At 72.4% G+C, this 22,375-nt stretch carries 20 protein-coding genes and 1 pseudogene; 13 read left to right on the forward strand and 8 right to left on the reverse strand.

Annotated features, from left to right (window positions below; genetic code table 11):
* Window positions 1-49: 49 nt before the first annotated feature.
* Window positions 50-541: a hemerythrin domain-containing protein gene (locus B100_RS0123300; protein ID WP_024886820.1), complete on the reverse strand. Its 492-nt coding sequence runs from the start codon at window positions 539-541 to the stop codon at window positions 50-52.
* Window positions 542-759: 218 nt separating this feature from the next.
* On the opposite strand from B100_RS0123300, the gene B100_RS0123305 reads away from it, so the two are divergent.
* Together B100_RS0123305 and B100_RS0123310 are read left to right on the forward strand one after the other, a co-directional pair.
* A complete protein-coding gene (locus tag B100_RS0123305; protein ID WP_024886821.1) occupies window positions 760-3,285 on the forward strand; it encodes a SpoIIE family protein phosphatase in 2,526 nt (841 codons plus the stop codon).
* 99 nt (window positions 3,286-3,384) lie between these two features.
* Complete coding sequence (locus B100_RS0123310) at window positions 3,385-4,758, forward strand: APC family permease (RefSeq protein ID WP_037723330.1); 1,374 nt, start codon at window positions 3,385-3,387, stop codon at window positions 4,756-4,758.
* 75 nt (window positions 4,759-4,833) lie between these two features.
* Here the strand turns inward: B100_RS0123310 and B100_RS0123315 are convergent, their stop codons facing one another.
* Both B100_RS0123315 and B100_RS0123320 read right to left on the reverse strand, forming a co-directional pair.
* Window positions 4,834-5,343: a DinB family protein gene (locus B100_RS0123315; protein ID WP_024886823.1), complete on the reverse strand. Its 510-nt coding sequence runs from the start codon at window positions 5,341-5,343 to the stop codon at window positions 4,834-4,836.
* A gap of 86 nt (window positions 5,344-5,429) precedes the next feature.
* Window positions 5,430-6,188 (reverse strand): SDR family oxidoreductase, encoded by a 759-nt coding sequence (locus B100_RS0123320; RefSeq protein WP_024886824.1) that lies wholly within the window; start codon window positions 6,186-6,188, stop codon window positions 5,430-5,432.
* A 296-nt stretch (window positions 6,189-6,484) separates the two neighbouring features.
* On the opposite strand from B100_RS0123320, the gene B100_RS0123325 reads away from it, so the two are divergent.
* From B100_RS0123325 to B100_RS0123335, 3 genes are all read left to right on the forward strand, one after another.
* Window positions 6,485-8,248, forward strand: coding sequence for an MOSC and FAD-binding oxidoreductase domain-containing protein (locus B100_RS0123325; protein ID WP_024886825.1), 1,764 nt, complete (start codon window positions 6,485-6,487; stop codon window positions 8,246-8,248).
* A gap of 274 nt (window positions 8,249-8,522) precedes the next feature.
* Window positions 8,523-9,533 carry a sporulation protein gene (locus B100_RS0123330; RefSeq protein ID WP_024886826.1) on the forward strand — a complete coding sequence of 337 codons (1,011 nt, stop codon included), beginning with the start codon at window positions 8,523-8,525 and terminating at the stop codon, window positions 9,531-9,533.
* A 149-nt stretch (window positions 9,534-9,682) separates the two neighbouring features.
* Entirely contained in the window at window positions 9,683-10,138 is a 456-nt protein-coding gene (locus B100_RS0123335) for a tellurite resistance TerB family protein (RefSeq protein WP_024886827.1), read from the forward strand.
* Between the two features lie 75 nt (window positions 10,139-10,213).
* Here B100_RS0123335 and B100_RS0123340 read toward each other — a convergent pair whose 3' ends face one another.
* On the reverse strand, window positions 10,214-11,146 hold the full coding sequence (locus B100_RS0123340) for a M56 family metallopeptidase (RefSeq protein WP_024886828.1): 933 nt from the start codon (window positions 11,144-11,146) through the stop codon (window positions 10,214-10,216).
* Between the two features lie 6 nt (window positions 11,147-11,152).
* Window positions 11,153-11,542 carry a BlaI/MecI/CopY family transcriptional regulator gene (locus tag B100_RS0123345; RefSeq protein ID WP_024886829.1) on the reverse strand — a complete coding sequence of 130 codons (390 nt, stop codon included), beginning with the start codon at window positions 11,540-11,542 and terminating at the stop codon, window positions 11,153-11,155.
* Window positions 11,543-11,812: 270 nt separating this feature from the next.
* Here B100_RS0123345 and B100_RS0123350 point away from each other — a divergent pair, with 270 nt between their 5' ends.
* Entirely contained in the window at window positions 11,813-12,388 is a 576-nt protein-coding gene (locus B100_RS0123350; RefSeq protein WP_024886830.1) for a TerD family protein, read from the forward strand.
* Window positions 12,389-12,464: 76 nt separating this feature from the next.
* Window positions 12,465-12,755 (forward strand): twin-arginine translocase TatA/TatE family subunit, encoded by a 291-nt coding sequence (locus tag B100_RS34175; protein ID WP_024886831.1) that lies wholly within the window; start codon window positions 12,465-12,467, stop codon window positions 12,753-12,755.
* A 128-nt stretch (window positions 12,756-12,883) separates the two neighbouring features.
* On the opposite strand, the pseudogene B100_RS34180 reads toward B100_RS34175, so the two are convergent.
* Together B100_RS34180 and B100_RS0123365 are read right to left on the reverse strand one after the other, a co-directional pair.
* Window positions 12,884-13,282, reverse strand: a pseudogene (locus B100_RS34180) (GNAT family N-acetyltransferase).
* On the reverse strand, window positions 13,279-13,728 hold the full coding sequence (locus tag B100_RS0123365; protein ID WP_024886832.1) for a DUF2199 domain-containing protein: 450 nt from the start codon (window positions 13,726-13,728) through the stop codon (window positions 13,279-13,281). The pseudogene B100_RS34180 and the gene B100_RS0123365 overlap by 4 nt, the downstream one beginning before the upstream one ends.
* Before the next feature lie 259 nt (window positions 13,729-13,987).
* Between B100_RS0123365 and B100_RS0123370 the strand changes: the two genes are divergently transcribed.
* The 5 genes from B100_RS0123370 to B100_RS0123390 all read left to right on the forward strand — a co-directional run bounded on the left by B100_RS0123370 (window position 13,988) and on the right by B100_RS0123390 (window position 18,351).
* On the forward strand, window positions 13,988-14,650 hold the full coding sequence (locus B100_RS0123370; protein ID WP_024886833.1) for a DedA family protein: 663 nt from the start codon (window positions 13,988-13,990) through the stop codon (window positions 14,648-14,650).
* 89 nt (window positions 14,651-14,739) lie between these two features.
* Window positions 14,740-15,966 (forward strand): histidine kinase, encoded by a 1,227-nt coding sequence (locus tag B100_RS0123375; protein ID WP_024886834.1) that lies wholly within the window; start codon window positions 14,740-14,742, stop codon window positions 15,964-15,966.
* Entirely contained in the window at window positions 15,957-16,601 is a 645-nt protein-coding gene (locus B100_RS0123380) for a response regulator transcription factor (RefSeq protein ID WP_024886835.1), read from the forward strand. The genes B100_RS0123375 and B100_RS0123380 overlap by 10 nt, the downstream gene beginning before the upstream one ends.
* A gap of 36 nt (window positions 16,602-16,637) precedes the next feature.
* Window positions 16,638-17,201 (forward strand): hypothetical protein, encoded by a 564-nt coding sequence (locus tag B100_RS0123385; RefSeq protein ID WP_024886836.1) that lies wholly within the window; start codon window positions 16,638-16,640, stop codon window positions 17,199-17,201.
* A 52-nt stretch (window positions 17,202-17,253) separates the two neighbouring features.
* Window positions 17,254-18,351, forward strand: coding sequence for a MerR family transcriptional regulator (locus B100_RS0123390; protein ID WP_024886837.1), 1,098 nt, complete (start codon window positions 17,254-17,256; stop codon window positions 18,349-18,351).
* 157 nt (window positions 18,352-18,508) lie between these two features.
* On the opposite strand, the gene B100_RS0123395 is transcribed toward B100_RS0123390, so the two are convergent.
* Complete coding sequence (locus B100_RS0123395; RefSeq protein WP_024886838.1) at window positions 18,509-20,593, reverse strand: NPCBM/NEW2 domain-containing protein; 2,085 nt, start codon at window positions 20,591-20,593, stop codon at window positions 18,509-18,511.
* Window positions 20,594-21,087: 494 nt separating this feature from the next.
* Here B100_RS0123395 and B100_RS0123400 point away from each other — a divergent pair, with 494 nt between their 5' ends.
* Complete coding sequence (locus B100_RS0123400) at window positions 21,088-22,374, forward strand: extracellular solute-binding protein (RefSeq protein WP_024886839.1); 1,287 nt, start codon at window positions 21,088-21,090, stop codon at window positions 22,372-22,374.
* Window position 22,375 lies beyond the last annotated feature (1 nt).

Raw genomic sequence — 22,375 nt, forward strand, 5'->3', positions numbered from 1 at the left:
CGCTCCCGGGAGGGCCGGCCTTTTCGTGCGCCGTGGGGCAGGCCGCGGGTCAGGACCCGACGATCTTGCGGACGTTGTCGACGGAGCCGCAGCCGGCCTTCAGCCGGCGCTCCCGCTCCTCCCAGAACGCCACGCCCAGCTCCTCACGCCGCTCCATCGGCACGTTCTCCCGGGCGCCGTTGAGGATCGTGCGCTCCTCCTCGTCGGCGTGGTGCGTGACGGCCTCGACGAGCTCCTCGAGCTTCTCGTCCCACTCGTCGCCGCCGATCTCCTCCACCTGGAGCAGCTCCAGCAGCGCCTTGTTGCCCTCGTCGTGCTCGTCCTCGCCGTGCTCGACCTCGTCGTCGTCGATGTTCTTGTACCGCTTGAGCGCGGGGTACACCTTGGACTCCTCGGCCAGCGCGTGTGCGATCAGCAGATCCGAGAACTCACGCAGCGCGGCGCCCCGGTCGTCCTCGACGCTGCGCATCAGGCGGAACAGGTCCTCCATGCGCCGGTGGTCTCGAAGGATCAGCTCGACGACGTCCGATGTCTCGGGCATGGGACTGCACTCCTTACATCTGAGCGGATTCGGCGACTACCGAATGCCCAGTTCCGCCGCGATGAGTACTCCCGATCTCCCGAACGGCGGAGCCTGCCCCCGCCACCGGCACGCCCGCCGCCCGCAGGTCCCCGCCCTGTCACACGGCGGCCGTCCGGACGGTCATCCCTGCGTAAAGGGGCGGACACCAACCTTCCACTACCGAATCCGGACCAACCATGGTGACTCTGGACAAGCCGATGAGCAGTGCCGACATCTCCGACACCGCGCTGGCCCTGCTCGACGACGACGGGACGGTGATCGGATGGACCCAGGAGGCCCGCCGACTCACCGGTCTCGCCCCGGGTGACGTCGTGGGCCGGGCCGCCGACCTGGTCTTTCCCGGCCTCGCGAGCGGGCGGGACATTCCCGGCGACGCGGACGTGTGCGGGACGGACGACAGCCGGCCGGGCACGGCGGGGGCGCGCCACCTCGACGGCCGTCTCCTCGACGTCACCCTGCGCCTCTCCCCGGTGCGCGGGCTGCGGGGAGCGGTGCGCCGGCTGGTGTCCCTGGCCGACACCACCACGCTGCCCGACGGCCCGAGGGGCGCGGCCGTGGGGCAGGCCCGCCCCGCCGGGGATCCCGTCGGCGTCGTCGTCCGGGACCCGGAACTCCGCTGCCTCTGGGCGAACGACACGGTGGAGGACCACGACGGCATCCCCGCAGGCCGGCGGCTCGGGCGCCGGGTCGGCGAGGTGCGGCCGGGACCCGAGGCCGACGTGCTCGAAGCCGTGATGCGGCAGGCGCTGCACAGCGACACGACCAAGGTCCACGAGTACCGCACCTGGCTGCCGACGGGCTCCGGCCGGGAACATCTCTTCGCCGTGTCGTTCCAGTGCCTGCAGGGCGCCGACGGGCGGGCGCTCGGCGTGTGCGTCCTCAGCACGGACGTCGAACGGCACCGGCGGACGCGGGAGCGCCTCGCCGTCCTCGGGCGGATCAGCGCACGGCTGGGCAGCACCCTCGACGTGATGCAGGCCAGCCAGGAACTCGCCGACGTCGCCGTTCCGTTGCTCGCCGACTACGTCGCCGTCGACCTGGAGCAGTCGCTGTCCTTCGGTCAGGGACCGCCGGTCCCCGTCGGCGCGGCCGGCCGCACCCTCCCCGGCCTGCGCCGCGCGGGCCTCGCCTCGATCCACCGGGGGGTGCCGGAGTCACCGTGGATGCGCGGCGAGCTGGTGCGGGTACCGCCGGTCTCACCGCTGGCCGGCGTGCTGCGCGCCGGGCGCCCGCAGCTCGAACAGGTCCGCGACAGCGCGTCGAGCCCGTGGGTCGACGAGGTGCCCGCGCTGGCCCGCAGGGTCCGCGGGCACGGCATGCACTCGATCATGGCCGTACCCATCCGCGCCCGGCGCGCCCTGCTCGGCGTGGCCCTGTTCGTGCGCACGCGCGAGTCCGAGCCGTTCGACGAGACCGACCTGCTGCTCGCCGAGGAACTCGTCGGCCGCGCGGCGCAGTCCCTGGACAACGCCCGCCAGTACACGCGCAAGCACAACGCCGCCCTCGCCCTGCAGCGCACCCTGCTCCCCAAACGCCCGACCGGCGGCACGGCCGTCGACGTGGCGTCGCGCTACCTGCCCGCGGACGTGGACCACTCCGTCGGCGGCGACTGGTTCGACGTGATCCCGCTGTCCGGTGCGCGGGTGGCGCTCGTCGTCGGCGACGTGGTCGGGCACGGCCTGCACGCCGCCGCCACCATGGGCCGCCTCCGCACCGCCGTCCGCACCCTCGCCGGCCTGGAACTGCCCCCCGACGAACTCTTGGCCCACCTCGACGACACGGTGCAGCGGCTGGGCGAGGAGGACTGCGACCTGCCGGAACAAGTGCCCGCGGTGGCCGGCGCCACCTGCCTGTACGCCGTCTACGACCCCGCCACCCTCCGGTGCACCCTCGCCTCCGCCGGACACCCTCCGCCCGCGGTCGTCGACCCCCAGGGGCACGTCGACTACCTCGACCTCCCCACCGGAGCACCCCTCGGTGTCGGCCTCGGCGACCCCTTCGAGGCCGTCGAGGTGGACCTGCCCGAGGGCAGCGTCCTCGCGCTGTACACCGACGGCCTGATCGAGACCCGCGCGCACGACCTCGACGCGGGCATGGACCGCCTGGCCGGCGCCCTCGCCCGGCCCGGCAGCTCCCTGGAGGACTTGTGCGACGCGGCGACCCGGCCCCTGGCGGACCGGGACCCCTGCGACGACGTCACCCTCCTCCTCGCCCGTACCCGCGCCCTCGGGCCGTGCCGGGAGGCTTCCTGGACCCTGGACGGCGACCCGCGGGCCGTCCGTACCGCCCGCGGTCTCGCGGCACGCCAGCTGGGGGAGTGGGGCCTGGACGGCCTGGCCGACGCCACGGAACTGCTCGTCAGTGAACTGGTCACCAACGCCCTCCGCCACGGGGACGGGCCGGGACCGGTCGGACTGCGGCTCCTGCGTGACCAGGTGCTGACCGTCGAGGTTTCCGACGGCGGCAGCACGCTCACCCCGCACCCGCGTCGCGCGCACGTCACGGACGAGGGAGGCCGCGGCCTGTTCCTCGTCGCCAAGCTGTCCCGCAGGTGGGGATCGCGACCGGCCCCGGACGGCAAGGTCGTCTGGGCCGAACTGGACTACCCCCGGTCCTCTGCCCCCACCGGACCGGTGGAGACCGCTTCCCGCGGCGTACCAGTTGAGGTCTCCTCGGTCCCCGTGCGACCGCAGGCGGCCTGACACGGTCTCGCCCGGCCGGACGAGCGGTGTGACGCGGCCCATCCCCGCCCCGGCGGGTCGACGAGCGTGCAATCGCCGGGACGGGAAATACGTGGCGTTATGGCAAGACGAGTCGGTGACCAGGCAGGGACGCACACGCACGCACAGGGAACGGCACAGGAGCCGACGGCCCTCAAGCGCGCCCTGACGACCCCGCTGCTGTACTTCTTCATCCTGGGTGACGTGCTGGGCGCCGGTGTGTACGTCCTGGTCGGGCAGGTCGCGGCCGACTCCGGGGGAGCGGTGTGGGTGCCGCTGGTCGTCGCGCTGCTGCTCGCGATGCTCACCGCAGCCTCCTACGCCGAGCTGGCGACGAAGTATCCCCGGGCGGGCGGCGCCTCCCACTACGCGACCCGCGCCTTCGGGCCGTTCGCCGGTTTCGTGGCGGGGTTCTGCATGCTGGCCGCCGGCATCGTCTCCGTCGCGGCCCTCGCGCGCGGCTTCGGCGGCGACTACCTGTCGGCCTTCGTGTCCTTGCCCGTGGCGCTCGTCGCCGTCGTCTTCCTCGGCCTGCTCGCGCTGGTCAACGCGCGCGGCATCAAGGAGTCGACCCGCGCCAACGTCGTCGCCACCGTCGTCGAGGTGGGCGGACTGGTCGTCATCGTCGTCCTCGGTGCCTGGCTGCTGCTGCGCGGCGACGGCGACCCGGGCCGGCTCACCCAGCTCGGCACGCCGGAGAAGGGCGCGGCGGCCGCCGTACTGAGCGGCTCCGTGCTGGCGTACTACTCCTTCGTCGGCTTCGAGACCTCGGTGAACGTCGCCGAGGAGACCCGCGACCCCCGGCGCTCCTACCCGCGCGCCCTGTTCGGCGCGCTGGCCACGGCCGGAGCCGTGTACGTGCTGGTCGGCCTGGCCGCGTCCGCGGCCGTACCGACCGACCGGCTGGCCGCCTCCAGCGGGCCTCTGCTGGAGGTCGTGCGGGAGGCGGGCGGCGTACCGACCCGCCTGTTCAGCGCCATCGCGCTCGTCGCCGTCGCCAACGGCGCGCTGCTCACCGGCATCATGTCCTCCCGCCTGGCCTACGGCATGGCCAAGGACGGGCTGCTGCCCGGAGCGCTGACCAAGGTGCTGCCGGGCCGCCGCACGCCGTGGGCCGCCATCGCGGTCACCACCCTCCTGGCGATGCTCCTCGCCCTCACCGGCAGCGTCGCCACCCTCGCGTCCACCCTGGTCCTGCTGCTGCTCATCGTCTTCCTCATGGTCAACACCGCGGTGCTGGTGCTGCGCCGCGACCCGGGGGAGACCGACCACTTCCGGACCCCGGTGGTGCTGCCGGTCCTGGGCATCGCCTCCTGCGTCGTGCTCGCCACGCAGCTCGATGCCGCGGTGTGGCTGCGCGGTCTGGCGATCGTGGCGGTCGGCACGGTGCTCGCCGCGATCAGCGCCGCGCGCCGCTCCAGGCGGGAGGCCGAGGAGGCTCCGGACGCCGGCTGACACGACCACCGGCCCGCCGGTCGGCCGACCCGCCGGCCCAGGGCCCGCGGCGGCCGTTCGGCCGACCGGAAGGAGTCAGGCGCCCACGGTCCCGTCGACGCCCTCGCGCAGGAAGTCGGCGTGACCGTTGTGGCGGCCGTACTCCAGCAGGACGTGCAGCATCACCCTGCGCAGCGACACGTCCTCGCCCCACCGCGGCTGATGTCCGGTCTCGTCCAGGGAGGGCGCCCCCCGCTCCACCCGGCGGGAGTTCTCCACCTCCGCCTCCCACGCCGTGAACGCCTCCTCCCGGGTCGAGGCGTCGGCGTCGTACGCGGCCTGGAAGTCGACCGTGTCCGACCACACCATGGGCGCGTCGTTGTCCTGGAAGACCCGGCGGAACCAGGCCCGCTCCACCTCCGCCATGTGCCGCACGAGACCGAGCAGCGACAGCGTGGACGGCGGCATCGACCGCTGCCGCAGCTCCTCGTCGGTGAGTCCCTCGCACTTCATGGCGAGAGTCGCCCGGTGGTGGTCGAGGTAGGCGCGCAGCATCTCGCGTTCGCTTCCGGAAGTGGGCGGTACTGGGCGGCTGTCCCTCGTCACTGCTTGCGCTCCTCGTACACGTCGGTGGGCCGGTGGGGTACGAGTATGACCGCCCGCGTCTCCGCTCCCCGGGGCGGGTGCGGCGGTCAGAGGTTGTGGCCGCCGGAGACCTCGATGTTCTGGCCGGTGATCCAGCGCCCGTCCTCCGAGACCAGCATCGCGACGACCCTGCCGATGTCGTCGGGCTCGCCGATCCGCCCGAGCGCGAACGACTTCGCCATCTCGTCGGCGATCTCCGGGTTCCGGGCGAAGGCGTCGTCGCCGAAACGGGTGCGGGTGGCGCCGGGGGCGACGGAGTTGACGCGGATGCCGCGTGAGCTGAACTCCTTCGCCATGTACCGGGTGAGGACCACCACGGCGCCCTTGAGGGACGCGTAGACCGAGTAGCCCGGCGCGGTCACGTGGGGGAGGGCGGAGTTGCTGGTCACGTTGACGACGGCACCGCCGTCGGCCAGCAGCGGCAGCAGGGTCTGGGTGAGGAAGAACGGGCCCTTGAACAGGCCGTCGGTGAGTCGGTCGAACGCCTGCTCGGTGGTCTCCTCGATCATCGCCATGCCCGCGAAGCCCGCGTTGTTGACCAACTGGTCGAACGCGTCCCGCCGGAAGGTCTCCCGCAGGACGTCGGCCACGGCGTCCCGGAACGCGGGGAAGCCCGCCGTGTCGGCGACGTCCAGACGCAGCGCCACCGCGGTGCCGCCCGCCTGCTCGATCTCCCGGACGGTCTCCTTGGCGCCCTGCTCGTTGGCGCTGTAGGTCAGGACGACGCCGGACCCCCGCCCGGCGATGTGTACGGCGGCGCTCCGGCCGATGCCGGAACTGGCGCCCGTGACGACGGCTACCTTCATGGCGTGCTCCCTGGGTGTGCCCCGGAGCCCGAAGGCCCCGTGCGGAATGTGACACCTCAAGGCAATCGCGTCGCCGGTCCGGCGGAAACAACGATCCTCCCGGCCTCTTGCCCGATCCTGCCGCCCCTCCCGGGCAACCGGGCCCGGGCACCGCCTCGACAGGGCGGTCCTTCCCGTCAACAGGGGGGCGACGGCCGGTCGCCCCTTCAAACGAGGCGGCACCGGGCGGTCGCCTCGTCGACCCGGGCGGAACCGCCTAGGGTTTTCAGTAGCGAGCACTGCGGAGAGGTGCGGTGATGGCGCGGCTGCTGTCGGTGAACGTCGGTCTGCCCCGGGACGTGCCCTGGCGGGGCGAGACGGTGCACACCGGGGTCTACAAGAGCCCGGTCTCCGGCCCCCGGCGCGTCCGGCGCCTCAACATCGACGGCGACGGGCAGGGCGACCTGCGCGGCCACGGCGGCGAGATGCGGGCCGTGCTGGTCTACCAGGCCGACTCCTACCGGCACTGGGCCGCACACCTCGGCCGGGACGACCTCGTGCACGGCAACTTCGGCGAGAACTTCACCGTCGAAGGACTCCCCGACGACGAGGTGTGCGTGGGGGACCGCTACCGGATCGGGACGGCGGTCTTCGAGGTGACCCAGCCGAGGGTGACCTGCTACCGCGTGGGGCTGCGCATGGGGGAGCCCCGCCTGCCCGCCCTCCTGGTCTCGCACGGGCGCCCCGGCTTCTACCTGCGCGTGATCGACGAAGGTGAGGTGGAGGCGGGCCAGGAGATCGTCAAGGTCGCCGACGGGCCGGAACGCATGACCGTCGCGGAGATCGACGCCCTGCTCTATCGTCCGCCCCACCCGGCCGACCGCCTCGAAAGAGCCCTGCGGGTGAACGCCCTCAGCCCCGGCTGGCAGGCGTCGTTCCGCGCGCTCCTCGACCAGGCGCGCGGTGACGGCGCCCGGCCGGGCAACGCGGGCCTCAGCCCCGCATCGGTCACCCCGCCCGCGTGGGACGGCTTCCGGTCGCTTCGCGTCCAGCGCGTCGTCGACGAGACGCCGTACGTCCGGTCCCTCTGGCTCACCGATCCCGACGGGACGCCGCTGCCCGCGGCCCGACCGGGCCAGTACCTCACGCTGCGGGCCGGAGAGGCACCGGGCACGGTGCGTTCCTACTCCCTGTCCGGGCGGCCCGGCGCCCCGGGCTACCGGATCAGCGTGAAACGGGAGGAGCACGGGCGGGCCAGCACCTGGCTGCACACCGGCGTCCGGACCGGCGACGACCTCCAGGCAGCGGCGCCCCGCGGCGCGTTCGTCCTCCAGGATCTCCGGGAGGACACCCTCCCCGTGGTGTTCGTCTCCGCCGGGGTGGGCGTCACGCCGCTCCTCGCCATGCTGCACGCCCTCGCCGAGGACACCGATGCGCCGCGGCACCAGGTCTGGTGGCTGCACGCGACGCGGAACGAGCGCACCCACGCCTTCGCCGGCGAGGTCCGCCGGCTGCTGGCACGGCTGCCCGGCGCCCGGCTCCGCGTGTTCTACAGCCGGCCAGAGCCGGCCGCCCGCCTCGCCGCCGGGACCACGGCCGGCCGGCTGACCGCCGACACCGTCGCGCGTCTCGGCCTCCCCGGCGACGCAGAGGCCTACGTGTGCGGACCGGACCCCTTCATGCGGGACGTCACGGAAGCCCTCCGGCACCAGGGCACCGATCCGCGCCACATCCACACGGAGATTTTCGGGGCCGGCCCCGGCTCCACACCCGGAATCGCGGAAAGGAGGCGTCCGAGCCCGCACTCCCTGCCGTCCTCGGGCCCGGGTCCCCGGGTCGAGTTCGCCCGCAGCCAGGTGAGCGCGACATGGGACGGCGACCACGACAGCCTGCTGGAACTGGCCGAGGCCTGCGACGTGCCGACCAGGTGGTCCTGCCGCACGGGAGTGTGCCGCACCTGCGAAACGGCGCTGATGTCCGGTGCGGTCGACTACACCACGGAACCGGTGGAGCAGCCCCCGCCGAGCTCGGCCCTCATCTGCTGCTCACGGCCCGCGCGGGACGTCATCCTCGACCTATGAGCCACCTGACGGTGCGTCACACGTCCCGCGTGGCCGACCCGCCCGGCCGGGCAGAGCCTGTTTTCGGCCGTTTCCGGCGAGCCGCTTCCGACGGCGCGGTGTCGGCCCCGGGGCGCCCTATTCTTCTACCCGTCTGTAGAAGAACCCAGGCGCCGACGTCGGCCGCTCCGGCCGGGTGGCGCGCCCGGCGGTGCCGCGGTGCACCGGCGGCTTCCCGGCCGCCCGGCACCGCACCCACAGGAAACACACGTACGCAAAAGGAGTGGACGCCACCATGGTGTTCAAACGACTGCTCGGCTCACTCGGCGTGGGCGGTCCCACGGTCGACACGGTCCTCGATCCGGGAGCGCCCTGCCCCGGTGGCGCGCTGACCGGGCAGGTCCATCTCGAGGGCGGCGAGGCCGACTTCGACATCGAGCACATCACCCTGGAGCTGGTGGCCCGGGTCGAGGCCGAGCACGGCGAGGGGGAGAGTGAGGGCGTCGTCACCTTCGAGCGGTTCACCGTCGGCGGCGGCTTCCGGCTCGCCGCGGGCCTGAGGCACAGCGTCCCCTTCACGGTGACCCTGCCGTGGGAGACGCCGATCACCGAGCTGTACGGCCAGCACCTCGGCATCGTCCTCGGCGTGCGCACCGAACTGGCGGTGGCCGGCGCCAAGGACAAGGGCGACCTGGATCAGCTGAGCATTGCCCCGCTGCCCGTCCAGGAGGCGATTCTCGAGGCGTTCGGACAGCTTGGCTTCGGCTTCAGGTCCGCCGACCTGGAGTACGGGCACATCGCGGGCACCGGACAGCAACTGCCCTTCTATCAGGAGATCGAGCTGACCCCCGCGCCCCAGTACGCCCATCAGGTCGACGAGATCGAGGTGACCTTCCTGGCCGGTCCGGGCGGCGTCGAGGTCGTCCTGGAGGCGGACAAGCGCGGCGGCCTCTTCTCCGGCGGCCACGACGCGGTGACCCGCTTCGCCGTCGGGCACCACGACGCACGCGACTGGAACGCGGAAGTCGACGCCTGGGTCCGCCAGTTGGTCGAGCACCGGGCGGCATCCGGACACCACGGGCAGCACGGGGCGTACGCCCACGGGGGCTACGGCCACGGTGCCCCGCACGCGGGCCACGGCTCCCACGGCCACGGCGACCACCACCGCGGCGGTCCCGGCGTGGGGACGGCCGTCGCCGCGGGCGCCGCCGGCCTCGCGGTCGGTGTCGTGGGCGGCATGGTGGCGGCCGAAGTGGTGGACGAGGTCGGCGACTTCTTCGAGGGTGACGAGGAGGACGAGGGCTGATGACGGCCCGGGTGCTGCCTCCGTGGGCACCGGCAGTGGCGCGGACGATCGCATCTCTCCGCTCCCTGCTGATAACTTCTACATCAATGTAGAAAACGAGGGGCCCGGACCACCCGTCCGGGCTCCCGCCCGACACGTACGGAGCTCTCATGGCCCTCTGGGACCGCCTCAAGGAGTCCGCATCCACGATGCAGACCCAGCTCATGGCGAAGAAGAACGATCTGACGAGCGGCGCCTTCCGGGACGCCGGTATGGCGATGTGCGCCCTGGTCGCCGCCGCCGACGGCAGCGTCGATCCCTCCGAGCGCCAGCGGGTCGCCCAGCTCATCGCCACCAACGAGGTGCTGCGGAACTTCCCCGCCGACGATCTGCGCCGCCGCTTCGAGGACAACCTCGACAAGCTCACCGCCGACTTCGCGTTCGGCAAGGTGAGCGTCATGCAGGAGATCGCCAAGGCGAAGAAGAAGCCCGCCGAGGCGCGGGCGGTCATCCAGATCGGCATCGTCATCGGCGGCGCCGACGGCGACTTCGACAAGGACGAGCAGGCCGTGGTCCGCGAGGCGTGCTACGCCCTGAACCTGCCGCCCCACGAGTTCGACCTCTGACCGGCCGGAGCGGCGTTCGGGCCGGCACCCCCGCGGTGCCGGCCCGTCGCATGCCCGTGGCTCATCGGGTGCGGCTCACAGCGGCGTGGCCGCGTGCAGGATGAGCACCATCGTCACCGCGGAGTTGGCGGACGACATCGCCGACACGACCGCCCCCGTGGCCGCTCCCCACGCGGCCACGCCCACCGCCGTGAACAGCGAGGGCCACGTGCGCACCGCGGGCGCGGGCCCGAGCAGCGCCGCCACCCGGCGCGGCACCGGCCCCGCCGCGGCCAGACCGGCCAGGGTGGCGGACGGAGTGCCCCGGGACACCAGCGCGGCCTTGCCGATCGCGCGGGCCACCGTACGGCGGCTGCCGACCGTGCGGGCCGCGTCCTCGTCCGCCCACCGCTCCGCCGTGTACGACACCGCCGTACGCAACGGCCGCAGGAACGGGTTGGCCTGGGCGGCCAGGCGCACCGTGAGCAGGAAGCGGTGGTGGCGCGCGGACAGATGGGCCCGCTCATGGGCGAACAGCGCCCGACGCTCGGCCGGTTCGAGACAGTCCAGCATGGCCGTCGTCACCACCACCCGGTCCCGCCGGCCCCCGGGCAGGGCGTACGCGTACGGGGCGGCGTCGGGAAGTACGGCCACCTCCGTGTCCCGCAGCCCCGCCAGCGCCCGATGGGCACGGCGGCGCACCCGCGCGTGCCGCCACCACGTCCGGCCGCACGCCACCAGCACCGCGACCAGCGCGGGAATCGCCGCCTTGCCGACGACCTCGTCGTACGGGACCGCCGCCCGCACCTCGGGATCCGACCAGCCGTCGGGCAGCGGATTGCCGGGAAGCTGGGCGGTGCCGACCACCATCACCAGCGCCAGACAGAGCGTGCTGCACGCCGCCATCACCGCGGCCACCCCGGTCAGCAGCCGCGTCGCGGTCCGCGGATGCAGATGCTGCTCGGCCAGGCGCGCGATCGGCCACGCGGTGAGTGGCAGCACCAGCGGCAGAAAGACGAAGACCCCCATGAGGCTTCAGTCTTCCCCGTCATGCCCCGCCGGACGCAGCAGCTCCCGCAGCAGCCGCTCGTCGTCCGGCCCCAGGCCGGTCACGAAGCTGGCCAGCACGGCCTCACGGTCGTTCTCGGAGTCCAGCACCTTGCGCATCCGCCGGGCGGCCAGCCCCGCCTGGTCCAGCGCACAGGTCCAGGCGAACGACCGGCCCGCCCGCTCCCTCGTGACGGCTCCCTTGGCCAGCAGCCGGGTCAGGATGGTGATCACCGTCGTGTACGCCAGGTCGCCGCCCAGCCGTTCCTGCACCCACCCGGCGGTCGCGGGACCGTCCGCCTCCTGGAGCGCCGACAGGACCAGAGCCTCCAGCTCACCCTGCCCCCGCCGCCGGGGACGCTGCCACTGCTCGCCCACGTCCTGTCTCCTCCCTGCCGTCGTACGTTCGCCGCGCTGACATCGTATAGACGCCCGCACCCCGCCCGTCCGCGCGCCGGGCGGGGGCCTCGGGGCGCGGGGGCGCGGGGCTCGTGGCGGGCGGACGGAGGGACGCGGCCGGCCTCGCGACGCGAGCCCGGTCCGGACCTACGGTCGCACGCCCTGCCCCACCCTCTCTACAGTGATGTAGATTCGTGAGTCCGGACCCGAGCCGCGGGCCCGAACGCACCGGTCGAGAAGGAGCACACCGTGGGAGTTTCCCTGTCCAAGGGCGGCAACGTCTCGCTCAGCAAGGAGGCGCCGGGCCTGACCGCCGTCCTGGTCGGTCTCGGCTGGGACGTCCGTACGACCACCGGCACCGACTACGACCTCGACGCGTCCGCCCTGCTCCTCGACGCCTCCGGCAAGGTGCTGTCGGACCAGCACTTCGTCTTCTACAACAACCTCAAGAGCCCGGACGGTTCCGTGGAGCACACCGGCGACAACCTCACCGGTGAGGGCGAGGGCGACGACGAGAGCGTGAAGGTGAACCTCGCGGCCGTGCCCGCCGAGGTCGACCGGATCGTGTTCCCGGTGTCCATCCACGACGCGGAGAACCGCGGCCAGAGCTTCGGCCAGGTCCGCAACGCGTTCATCCGGATCGTCAACCAGAACGGCGGTGCCGAGATCGCCCGCTACGACCTGTCCGAGGACGCCTCCACCGAGACCGCGATGGTCTTCGGTGAGCTCTACCGACACGGCGCCGAGTGGAAGTTCCGCGCGGTCGGCCAGGGGTACGCCTCGGGCCTCGCCGGGATCGCCGCCGACTTCGGCGTGAACGTCTGACCCGTCGCTCCCGACGCACCGCCAGTGCACTCGTGCCGCCCCGGCCCGGGTCCGGAGACAGAAAGAGCAGGACACCATGTTCGGACTGAGCGAACTGGCCGTCATCCTGATCGTCGTCATCGCGCTGATCCTGGCCAGGAAGGGACCCGAACTCGCCCGTAACGCGGGCAAGTCGGCCCGCATCCTCAAGGCCGAGGCACAGGCCATGAAGAGGGCGGAGCAGGAGGAGGCACAGGCGCGCGGCGCGGACACCTCCCCCCGGATCATCCAGGGGGAGGCCGTTCCGGGCCCGGGCGCGCCCGCACCCGCCCCGGAACGGCCCTCCACGGACACGGACGGCGTCCCGCCGCAGGGCAGCAGGGCGTAGGCCCGACCCGCCGCCGGACCGGTCCTGCCGCTCGGGGGGCAGACGCTCCCGCCTGCCGGCGCGGGCCCATGACGGGCGGCCCGACGAGAACTCGTCACCGGGCCCGAGCCGCCGTGGGCCCACGGGTGTCACAGCGCGATCAGCCCCGCGGCCGTCTCCCGGAAGCCGCAGGCGTCGAGGTGGGACGGCCTCGGGTGCTCCTCGAAGTCGACGTGAAGCCACCCGCACCCCGCCGCACGGGCCCCCCGTCAGCCGCCGCCCCGACCAACGCGGACCCCACGCCGCCGGAACGGCAGTCCCGGGCCACCACCGTGTCCGGGACGAACGCGTGGACCCCACCGTCCCAGGCGACGTTGACGAAGCCGACCAGACGGTCCCCGTCGAGGGCGCAGACCCCGCCGGGACTGTGCCGCTCGAGCCTGGCCCGCCAGTCCGTCTCCCCGACCGGTTGCCCGAACCCCTCGGCGTGCAGGGCGTTGACAGCCGAGTCGTCGAACATCCCCACGCCACTCGTACGTGATGGTCATGTCCCGTGGAGTACGGCCGTGGCGATCTCCCGTACCCGCTCCATGGTGATCCCCGCTCGCTGTTCCACGGCGAGGGGGTGGTTCGTGGGTTCGAGCTCGATGCAGGGGCGCTCACCGACCGGGCGGGTGTGCACGAGCGTTGTGAGGTTGAGGGTCGTCTCCGGGTAGACCAGCAGTTCGGTGGTGAGCCAGCCGAAGTACGGCTTCTCGTCCTCACGGCCGGGCTTGTCCCAAAGGTCCGCCGCGCGGGCGAAGTTCTCGCGGCTCAGCGACACCCAGACGCCCCAGGAGAACACGTCGTCCGTGTCGACGACCGGTACCTCGATCAGGCCCTTGACGAAGTAGTGCGCGCCCTGGATGACGCACTGGTCCGAGGAGAGCATGCAGTCCTCGGCACCGGCGAAGGCCGCGTTCCATACGGCCGGAGCGTCGGCCGAGTAGTTCATCGGCAGCTCGGCGTGGTGGGAGCCGCAGCCCGTGCAGGTGAATCCGGGATCACTGACCATGGCGCGGGAGTCCAGCCCTCCGTCCACTGGTGGTGATCTTCGCACCAATTGGCACAAGTGCGGGTTTCCGCAGGGTGGGTGGTGTGGGAAACCGCAGTGGGCCGGGCGGAGATCCGCATACCCGCGCTGACCTGCGCTTTCTAGCGTGGTGGGAGTCGGCGTCCGCCCGGGCGCCGGACCCGCACGCTGGGAGAACCGTATGCGCCTCACCTCCTCATCCCTACCCGCCGCACCCGCCGACGGAATCGCGGGCTGGGCCGCCGATCTCGTCGGGACCCTGGGCGGTCCCGGCGCGGGCCTGGCCATCGCGCTGGAGAACCTCTTCCCGCCGCTGCCCAGCGAGGTGATCCTCCCACTCGCCGGGTTCGCCGCCGGGCAGGGTGTGATCACCCTTGTCTCGGCCCTGTTCTGGACGACGCTCGGCTCGGTCGCCGGAGCAGTGGTCCTCTACGGCATCGGCGCGCTGTTCGGCCGGGACCGCATGCACGCCCTGTGGGCCAAGCTGCCGCTGGTCAAGGCATCCGACCTGCGGCGCACGGAGGCATGGTTCGCGAAGCACGGCACCAAGGCGGTTTTCCTCGGCCGCATGGTGCCGATCTTCCGCAGCCTCATCTCCGTCCCCGCGGGCGTGGATCGCATGCCGCTGCCCGTGTTCGTCATGCTGACCACCCTCGGCAGCCTCATCTGGAACGTGGCCCTGGTGATGTCCGGTTACTGGCTGGGCGACCAGTGGCAGACCGTGGGGACCTACGTCGGCGTCGTCTCCAAGGCCGTGCTCGCCCTCGTCTTCGTCGCGCTCGTCTCGTACGTGGCTCTGCGACTGCGCGGCAACAGCCGGGCCCGTCACGGCCGGGCGTCATGACGCGTCACTCCCCGACGCCCGTGGGAGCGCCGCCCGCCGAACAGAACCGATCTTGCTCCCTCCGACCGGCCGCACTACGCTCAACTCCCGTGCAGGGAAACTCCGCAGGCATCACCGCCGCCCACCCCCTGCCCAACCCCCCAGGACAGGACGTCCACGGGGACGACGACACCACCGTCACGGCGCCCGCCTCCCGGGTGCGCCGCTGCGCCGGCACGCTCCTCGGCTGCGCCACGGCCTTCCTCGGGCTGCTCTACCTGCTCGTCTTCGGAACCCTCCTCGGCCCGTTCCTCCTGTGGCCCCCCACCCGCACCACCGCGCTGGTGGCCCTCACCGCGGGAGCCCGCCGCCTCACGGCCCTGGAGCGGGCCCGACGGACCGTCCTGTTCGGCGACCGCTACCCCGAGCACTACGAGGCGTCCGCACAGCAGACCCTCCGCTACCTGGCCGCACGCACCTACACAGGGCTGCTGAGCAGCGTGGTGGTCGCGCTGCTCGGCTTCGGCATGGTGCTGGCCGGCCTGCTGGCCGTGGGGCTGGCCCGGGGCTCCCTCGGCTGGGACGAACTGCTGCTGCAGACGTCCCTCGGCGGCGTGCTGCTCTTCCTCGACGTCCAAGGCCTGCGCTCGCTCGCCGCCCTGGACGCGCGCATCGCCCGCGAGTGCTTCGGCCCCTCCGAACGGGACCTGCTGCGGCAGCGCATCGATGCCCTCGCCGCCAGCCGGGCAGCGGTCGTCCAGGCGGTGGACACGGAACGCCGGCGAATCGAGCGTGACCTTCACGACGGCATCCAGCAGCGGCTCGTGGCCCTCGGTATGCTCCTCGGCCGGGCCCGCCGGGCACGTGGCCCTGAGCAGCCGGACACACTCCTGCGCCAGGCTCACCAGGAGACCCAGGACCTCCTGGCGGAACTGCGCGAGGTGACCTGGCGCATCTACCCCTCCGCGCTGGACAGCCTGGGCCTCGAGGAGGCACTGAGCGGTGTGTCCGAGCGGGCCGCCCTCCCTGTACGGACGGAGTTCGACGTCCCCGGGGAGCTGCCGCGCGCCGTGGAGACGGCGGCCTACTTCCTGGTGTCGGAGTCCGTGACGAACGCGGCCAAGCACTCCGGCGCGACGGACGTCTCCGTACGCGTACGCCTCCACGACCGGCTGCTCACCGTACGGATCAGCGACAACGGGCGCGGCGGCGCCGATCCCACCGGCAGCGGACTGAGCGGACTGAGCAGCAGGGTCGCCGCGCTCGACGGCGTCCTGCACGTCGACAGCCCCGACGGGGGACCCACCACCATCACCGCGGAACTGCCATGCGCCTGATGATCGCTGAGGACTCGACCCTGCTCCGTGAAGGGCTGGTGCGGCTGCTCGTCGAGGAAGGACACGACGTCATGGGCGCGTACGGCGACGCCGACGCCCTCCTGGCGCAGCTGCCCTCGCAACGCCCCGACGTCGTCGTCCTCGACATCCGCATGCCCCCGACCCACACCGACGAGGGCCTGCGCGCGGCGCTGTCCATCCGCGAACAGTGGCCGGACGTCGGCGTGTTGGTGCTGTCTCAGCACATCGAGCGGAACTACGCGGCCAAGCTGCTGGCGAGCAGCGTGGAACGGGTGGGCTACCTCCTCAAGGACCGCGTCGCCCAGATCGAGGAGTTCCTGGACGCGCTGGACCGCGTCCACGCCGGCGGCGCCGCCATCGACCCCGAGGTCGTACGGCAGTTGGTCGTCCGCACGACCCACACGGACCCCCTGACCCGCCTCACCCCCCGCGAACGCACCGTCCTGGAGGCCCTGGCCCAGGGACACACCAACGCGGCGATCGCGCAGAAGCTGCACCTTTCCCAGAGCTCCGTCGAGAAGAACCTCAACGCGATCTTCGACAAACTGGACCTGACCCACACCACCGGCTACAGCCGCCGCATCCTGGCAGTCCTGAGATACCTGGAGTCATGAGACCCGGCCACCCGGCCACCCGCGAGGAGCGACGACATGCGCCCAGCGCTGCTGCTGGATGTGGACGGCCCGCTGAACCCGTACGCCGCCACACCACAACGCCGCCCCGACGGCTACGAGACGCACCGCTTGCTGACCCCTCGCTGGGAAGCCCTGGAACGCCGTCGGCTGGAGGAGTGGGGGACACCGGACAGACCGGTGAAGCCACTGCGGGTGTGGCTCAACCCCCGGCATGGCCCGCAACTGCTGTCCCTGCCCTTCGACCTCGTGTGGGCGACGACGTGGGAGGAAGAGGCCAACACCTTCATCGCCCCGGTCCTGGGCCTGCCAGAACTCCCTTACCTCACCTGGCCGTCGCCCCGGTCGGAGCCCGAGGACGGCGTGTTCTGGAAGACCCCGCTGATCACCACCTGGGCGAAGGGTCGCCCGTTCGCCTGGGTCGACGACGACATCACCGACGCGGACCGCACCTGGGTCCGGACCCACCACCGAGGTCCCGCCCTCCTCCTCAGGATCGACCCCCGCCACGGGTTGGCCCCCGCCGACTTCACGACCCTGACGTCCTGGGCCACCGGTCCGGGTGGGCGTGGTCGCGCTTGACCCTTACGTGGCGTCAGGGTGCAGGGTCGGGGTCGTGGAGGATCACTGGACCGTGGGGCAGGTGGCCGAACTGGCCGGGGTGACCGTGCGGACGCTGCATCACTACGACGCCGTCGGGCTCGTCCGGCCGTCGGCGCGCACCCCGGCCGGGTACCGGGCGTACGCGGCGGGTGACGTGGAGCGGCTGCGGCAGGTGCTGGCCTACCGGCGGCTGGGCTTCGGGCTGCGGGAGATCGCCGAACTGGTCGGCGATCCGCACACCGACGCCGTCGCGCACCTGCGCCGGCTGCGTGGCCTGCTGCTGGAACGGCGGGACCGCGCCGACGCCATGGTGGCGGCCATCGACAGAGAACTCACCGCACGCGCACGGGGATTGACGGTAGGACCGGAGGAGCAGCTGAAGATGGTCGGACCACGCCTGTACGACGCGATCGGCGGCGCGTACACCGCGACCCGCCGCACGGATCCGCGCATCGCCGCGCGCATCTGGGACGCGCTCGGGGACGCGCGCACGGTGCTGAACGTCGGGGCCGGCACCGGCTCCTACGAGCCCACCGACCGCGACGTGACCGCCGTGGAACCGTCCGCCGTCATGCGGGGGCAGCGGCCCGCCGGTGCGGCACCGTGCTTGGCCGCCGCGGCGGAGAAGCTGCCGTTCGGTGACGGCGCCTTCGACGCCGCGACGGCCGTCTCCACCGTTCACCACTGGGGCGACCCGATCGTGGGCCTGCGCGAGATGCGGCGCGTCGCCCGCCGCGTCGTGGTCCTCACGTTCGACACCGACGAGCCCGGCTGGCAGGACCGCTTCTGGCTCACCCGCGACTATCTCCCCGAGTTCGCCGACGTCCTCGCGGACTTTCCCTCCCTGGCCGGGATGGCCGATGCGATCGGCGCACGCACCGCACCGGTGCCGGTCCCGTGGGACTGCGCCGACGGCCTGTTCGAGGCGTACTGGCGCCGGCCGACGGCGTATCTGGAGGAGCGCGTGCGCCGCGCGATGTCGGTGTGGACGAGGGTGGGGGAGCAGGCCGAGCAACGGGCGGTGCGCGGCCTCAGGGACGACCTGGACTCCGGCCGCTGGGCCGAGCGCAACGGCGAACTGGCCGCCCTCGACACCGCCGACCTCGGCCTGCGCCTGCTCATCGCCTGACGGACGTCAGGGGGTGTGCGCGCCGCCGGCTGGCGGAGAAAGCGATCGCCGCTGCCATGCCCACGCGGACGCCGGGAGGCGCGCGCACCCCGCCCGCCCGCGTCCGAAGACGGATGGCGCGCGGGCGAGGTGCGACCTCATGACGTGACGGGCCTCGTCAGCAGGTGGCGTCGAGCCCCGCCCAGTCGGCGCGGTCGTTGTAGCCGCCGTCGCCGCCGTCCCCGACCACCAGGTCGAGCACACGGACACCGGTGAGGTCGACGTCGGCCTCGCGGACGCCGTCACGGCCGAGCACCCCGCTGTCGAAGAGCACCCGCCCGTCGCCGACCACCTGGAAGTCCGACGTGCCGCCCTCCGGGCCGACGTTGCGGACGGCGTCGTCGATGCCGACGGTCGCCCGCAGCCGGGTGCACCGGTCACCGAGGTAGTAGCGAACGGTGGAGGGCGAGGCGACCCCGAGGCCGGTCGGGTGGACCTGACCGAGCATGCTGATCGGCGACCCGCCGCCGACGCTCCGGTCGACCGTCGGGCTCATCCACCCGCTGGTGGCGCTGATCCAGTTGTGGTGCGACAGGACGACGTCACCGTCCGGGGCGGTCGGTGCCACGGTCAGCGCCGCGCTCGTCCCCTGTTCGAGACGGCCCTTGCCGGTGACCTCGTACGAGGTCGTCGCGGTCAGCGCGGTGCTGCCCGGCACGGCGTCGGGCGGCAACGTCACCGCGAAGGCGAGCGTGACGGAACGCCTGGGCGACAGCAGCCCGGGTGCCGTGCCGAGCGGACGTACGGTCCAGCCGTCGGGCACGTCCAGCCGCACCCGAGGCGAACCGACCGGCCGGGCGCCGTCGTTGCGCACGGTGACCTCGACCCGGGCACGGTCGCCGCCGGCGGCCACCGGAGCGATCCCGGCCGGTACGGCGTCGCCGCCGACGGCGGTCACCTGCGGCAGGCCGGCCACGACATGCGGAACACCGGGCCTGCCCGTGGCCCGCCCGACCCGGAACAGGGCCGCACCATGGGCGGGGACGGCGGCACTGAGGGTGCCCGCGCTCTCGGTGACCCGGTCGGTCCACACGTCCTTGACGGTGAAGCGGCCGCCGGACAGCCCCACCGAGCGGGCCGTCGTGGTGAGCGTCGCGGGACTGTCGCCGCGGTTGAGCAGCACCACGGCACGGTCACCGTCGGCGAGCTGCTTCACCCACGTCTCCGTCGTGCCGGCGGGGCCGACGCGGACGGCCTGGACGGCGGCCGTGTCCTGGTTGACGGCGAGGACGTCGGGGTCCGTGAGGATGCCGAGCGAGGCCGTGCTGAGCTGCCGGACGTCGCTGCCGATCACCAGCGGCGCGGCCGCCACCGACCACAGCGTCATCTGCGTACGGAACTCCTCGTCGCTCATGCCCAGTTCGGGCCCGAGGTAGTCAGGGTCGTTGAAGTGCCCGGGACCCGCGACCTCCGGGTGCCGCGCGTTCGCGTCGTAGTTGCGCAGCACGTCCTTGAACTTGATCTCGCCGACGAAACCCACGTCCGTGTACGTCCGCCAGGACTGCGCGATCGCCGGTGCGTACGACCAGGAGTGCGTCGACTGTTGCTCCTCCGGATAGGTGCCCCAGTCGGGGGAGGTCACCGGGTTGCAGAGGTTGAAGAGCATGGGGCGGCCGGCGGCGTTGTTCCGCAGGGCCCGCGCGAACTCGGTGTAGACGGTCTTCGGGTCGAGGTCCGCGGCGATCCCGCAGAGGTAGTCGACCTTGACCGCGTCGAACTCCCAGGCCGCGAACTGGTCCGCGTCGTGCTGGTAGTGGCCGTGGCTGCCCAGTCCGCACTTACCGGGGATGTAGGGACCGGCGTCGGTGTAGATGCCGGCCTTGAGGCCCCTGGAGTGGATGTAGTCGACCAGCGGCGCGAGCCCGTCGGGGAACTGGTCGGGGTTGGCCACCAGGTCGCCGGCCTCGTTACGCGGCGTCGGCGCGGCCCAGTTGCCGTCGATCCAGACGTACTCGTAGCCGGCGTCGCGCAGACCGCTGCTGACCAGGAAGTCGGCCGTCGACCTGATCTCCGCGTCGGTCGGGTCGCCCCCCAGGGCGTAGTAGGTGTTCCAGCCCATGTACGGCGTCGGGCTGAGCACCTGCGTGGGTACCGTCGGCGCCGTTCCGGGGGCCTCACGGGCCTCGGGGGCCGCGAGGGCGGGTGCCTGCGCGACCAGCAAGGCGGTCAGGAGAGCCGGCAGGACGGTGAGATGTCGTTTCACATCGGATCCTTCGCTGTCCGATCAGGCGGGCGACCCGTCCCGGACGTGCGTCCGGCCGCCGCCTCGCGGAGGATGCGGCGGGTCGCCTCGGGGTCCGTCAACGGACGTAGGCCTGCGGGATGTTGGCCAGGATCCTGACGGCCGTCCCAGCGCACGTCAAGAATATTTCCTAAATTAACAGTTACTCGTCCTCGTCACAGCGGACGGCGCACCCGACGGCAGCCGCCGCTCAAATTAATTAGGAATAATCGTTGACACGGCCCCTGTCCGGCGCCACAGTCTTCGCCGTGGCACCGGCCGGCGCGCTCGGTTGGCTCCGGCGGCTCCGGCCGTGCCCCCTGCCCTGCTCTCACCTCCAGGGCAAGCAACTCTCCATTAATTAGTAATTAACCTTGACGTGGCTCGATCGCCACGCGAACCTGTATGCGCCGCGAGCAGCGCCCGGCCCGCACCAGGGGCCGGCTCCCGCCGCGCGGATCCCCAGGGAGTGCTCCATGACCAACCAACAGCCCAGCCGACGACGGTTCCTCGCCGGGCTCGGCGCCGCCGGCACGGCCGCCCTGCTCAGCGGCTGCGTCACCTCCGGCTCGTCCGGCAAGAGCTCCTCCGGTGGAGCGGTGACCCTCCAGTCCAACCTGTCCGCCCCGCAGGCCAAGGCCGCGATGGAGGACCTGGTCGCCGCGTACGGCAAGAAGGGGACCGGCGAGGTCAGCCTGAACACGGTGGCCGCCGAGACCTTCCGCACCCAGCTGCCGACGTACCTCACCTCGGCCAACCCGCCGGACGTCTACACCTGGTACCCGGGGTCCGTCGCCGACGCCTACGCCGGCAAGGACCTGCTGCTCGACCTGGGCGAGGTCTGGTCGTCCCCGGAACTGCGCGGCTACTCGAAGGCGTTGAACAGCCTCTGCACGGCGACCTCGGGCAAGAAGGTCTTCGTGCCCACGACCTACTACTGGTGGGGCATGTTCTACCGGAAGTCGAACTTCGCCAAGTGGGGCGTCGGCGAACCGAAGACCTGGGACGACTTCCTCGACCTGTGCGACAAGCTCAAGAGCAAGGGCATCACCCCCATCGGCCTCGGCGCGGGCGGCAACACCGCATGGGTCGCCTCGGCCTGGTTCGACTACCTGAACATCCGCATCAACGGCGCCCGGTACCACCGCGAACTCCTCGCCGGCACACACCGCTTCGACGACCCCGAGGTGCGCAGGGTCTTCGACCGCTGGCAGGAGGTGCTGCCGTACTTCGACCCGGACGGCACCGCCGTCGCCTTCCAGGACGCCTCCACCTCCATGCTCAACGGCCGCAGCGCCATGATGCTGATCGGCACCTTCTTCGCCGACGCCGCCCCCAAGGACGCCCTCGACGACATCGACTTCTTCCGCTTCCCGGTCATCGACCCGAAGGTCCCGCTCGCCGAAGAGGCGCCCACCGACGGCTACTTCGCCGGGGCCCGCACCGGCCGCCGCGACGAGGTGATCGACCTGATGCGCTTCCTCGGCACCGCCGAGGCCCAGGAGATCTACATCAAGGGCTCCTCCGGCACCGTCCTGCCCTGCCACCCGGACGCCAAGGACGCCGGCACCCCGCTGGTCGTCAAGGGGCGCAGGCACATCGAGGAGGCGGCCGAGATCACCCAGTTCTTCAACCGCGACTCCAGCGACGCCCTCCAGCCCACCGCCGACAACGCGCTGACCCGCTTCATCGCCGAGCCCAAGTCCATCGGCTCCGTCCTCACCACGTGGCAGCGCGACGCCGAGAAGATCTGGAACGCCTGAC

This window comes from Streptomyces sp. CNH189, from assembly GCF_000527195.1.